Annotated in this window: 1 protein-coding gene; it reads left to right on the forward strand. The window is 75.1% G+C overall.

Translation table 11 applies throughout. The features are described 5' to 3' along the window. Window positions 1–2,394 (forward strand): non-ribosomal peptide synthetase (locus ACTUAL_RS16005; RefSeq protein ID WP_440900824.1); only part of this gene is annotated, 2,394 nt, incomplete at both ends.

Genomic DNA, 2,394 nt, shown 5'->3' on the forward strand with positions numbered 1-2,394 from the left:
GTCGCAGGCCCGGACGGCTCGGTGGTGCTGCCCGCGTCGGCGGGCCAGCAGCGGTTGTGGGTGCTGTGCCAGCTCGACCCGGACGCCAACCGGGCCTACCACATCACGGGGGCCGCGGAGGTCGACGGCGCGCTGGACGTCGGTGTGCTGGCCGAGGCGGTGCGGCGGGCGGCGGTGCGCCACGAGGCCCTGCGCACGGTGCTGCGCGAGGTGGACGAGGAGCTGGTGCAGGTGGTGTCGCCCGAGCCACGTGCCGGGTTGGTCGAGGGCGACTGGGCCGACGAGCTGGCGCGCCCGCTGGACCTGGGCGGCGGGCGGGCGCTGTGGAAGGCGGTGCTGACCCGCACGGGCCCCGACCGGCACGTCCTGGGGGTGAGCCTGCACCACGCGATCGCGGACGGCTGGTCGGTGCGGGTGCTGCTGGGCGAGATCACCGCGCAGTACCGGGCCCTGCTGACCGATCCGGCCGCGGCCGAGCCGGAGGCGGCGCCGGTGCAGTTCGCCGACGTCGCCGCGTGGCAGGCGGGTCGGAGGGGCGATCTGGCGCACTGGGTGGAGGCCTCGCGCGGGGCGCCGCCGCTGGCGCTGGCCACCGACCGGCCCAGGCCCGCGCGGCAGACCCACGGCGGGGCGGCGGTGCCGCTGGACCTGCCGGTTGCGGAGCTGCGCGCGGTGGCCTCCGGCGCGGGCACGTGGGTCTTCGCCGTGCTGGCGGCGGCGGTGGCCGTGGCGCTGGCGGCGGGCGGCGGGTCCCGCGACATCACGGTGGGCACCCCTGTGTCCGGCCGCGAGCACCCGGACACGGTGGGGGTGCTCGGCTTCCTGGTCGACACCCTGCCCCTGCGGCTGCGCGCGGAGCCCACCATGACGCTGGCGCAGGTCGTGGCCGCCGCGACGGAGGCGGCGCGCGCGGTGGCGCGGCGCGGTCACGTGAGCTTCGCGGACCTGGTGCGCGAGCTGGCCCCGGAGCGGGACCAGAGCCGCAGCCCGGTCTTCCAGGTGATGGTGGCGGTCAACGGCACCCCCGGCGCCTACGAGCTGCCCGGCCTGCGCGTGCGCCCGGTCCCGGTGGCGCCGACCGCGACGCCGTTCGACCTGGTGTTCCAGGTGGAGGAGGACGGGGAGCGGGTCGACGGCTGGCTGGTGCGCAACACCGACCTGTTCGACGAGTCCACCGCCCGGTTGCTGGTCCGGCGGGTCGGGACCGTGGTCGAGGCGATGGCCGCCGCGCCGCTGACCGCGCTGGCGGAGCTGGACGTGCGCCCCGCCGACGAGCGCGCGCGGGCGGAGGACCTGGCGCGGGGCGTGCCGCAGGCCCCGTCCGGGACGTGCGCGCACGAGCTGGTGCAGGCCCAGGTGGACCGGACCCCGGACGCGATCGCCTTGCGCGCGGGAGACGGGAACCTGACCTACGCCCAGCTCGACCGCGCGGCCAACCGGCTGGCGCACCGGCTGCGCGGGCTGGGTGTGGGGCCGGAGGACCGGGTCGCGGTGTGCCTGCCGCGCACGAGCCGCCTGGTGGTGTCGTTGCTGGGGGTGCTCGCCTCGGGGGCGGCCTACGTGCCGGTCGACCCGGCCTACCCCGCGGAGCGGATCGAGCTCCTGCTCGCGGACTCCGGCGCGGCGGTGCTGATCACCGACGAGGGCGGTCCTGCCCCTGACGGGGTCGTCGTGCTGCGCTCGGCGGTCGAGGACGGGCCGGTCGAGCGGGTGGCCTCCGGGGTCGGGGCTGACAACCTGGCCTACGTCATCCACACCTCGGGTTCGACCGGTCGCCCCAAGGGCGTGATGATCGAACACCGGCAGACCACCGCCATGCTCACCTGGGCGCGCGACACCTTCCCACCCGAGGTGCTCGCCGAAACCCTCGCCGCCACCTCCATCTGCTTCGACCTGTCCGTCTTCGAGATCTTCGCCCCGCTGACGACGGGCGGAACCATCACCCTCGCCCCCGACAACGCGCTCGACCTCATCCACAACCCCGACGCCTACCACCACCTCACCCTCGTCAACACCGTGCCCTCGGCTGCGGCGGAACTGCTGGCGGCGGACGCGATCCCACCGGGAGCGCGCACGATCAACCTGGCCGGGGAGGCGCTCTCACCGGCGCTGGTCGACCAGCTCTACCGGCACCCCGTCCTGGACACCGTGAACAACCTCTACGGCCCCAGCGAGGACACCACCTACTCCACCCACGCGATCACCACCCCCAACGACCCCAGAACCCCCCTCGGACGCCCCGTCCACGGCACCACAGCACACGTGCTCGACAACCAACTCAACCCCGTCCCCCTCGGAACCATCGGCGAGCTCTACCTCTCCGGCAACGGAACCACCCGCGGCTACCACAACCAACCCGCCACCACCGCCGAGAAATACCTCCCAGCACCCAAC

The organism is Actinosynnema sp. (assembly GCF_052038725.1).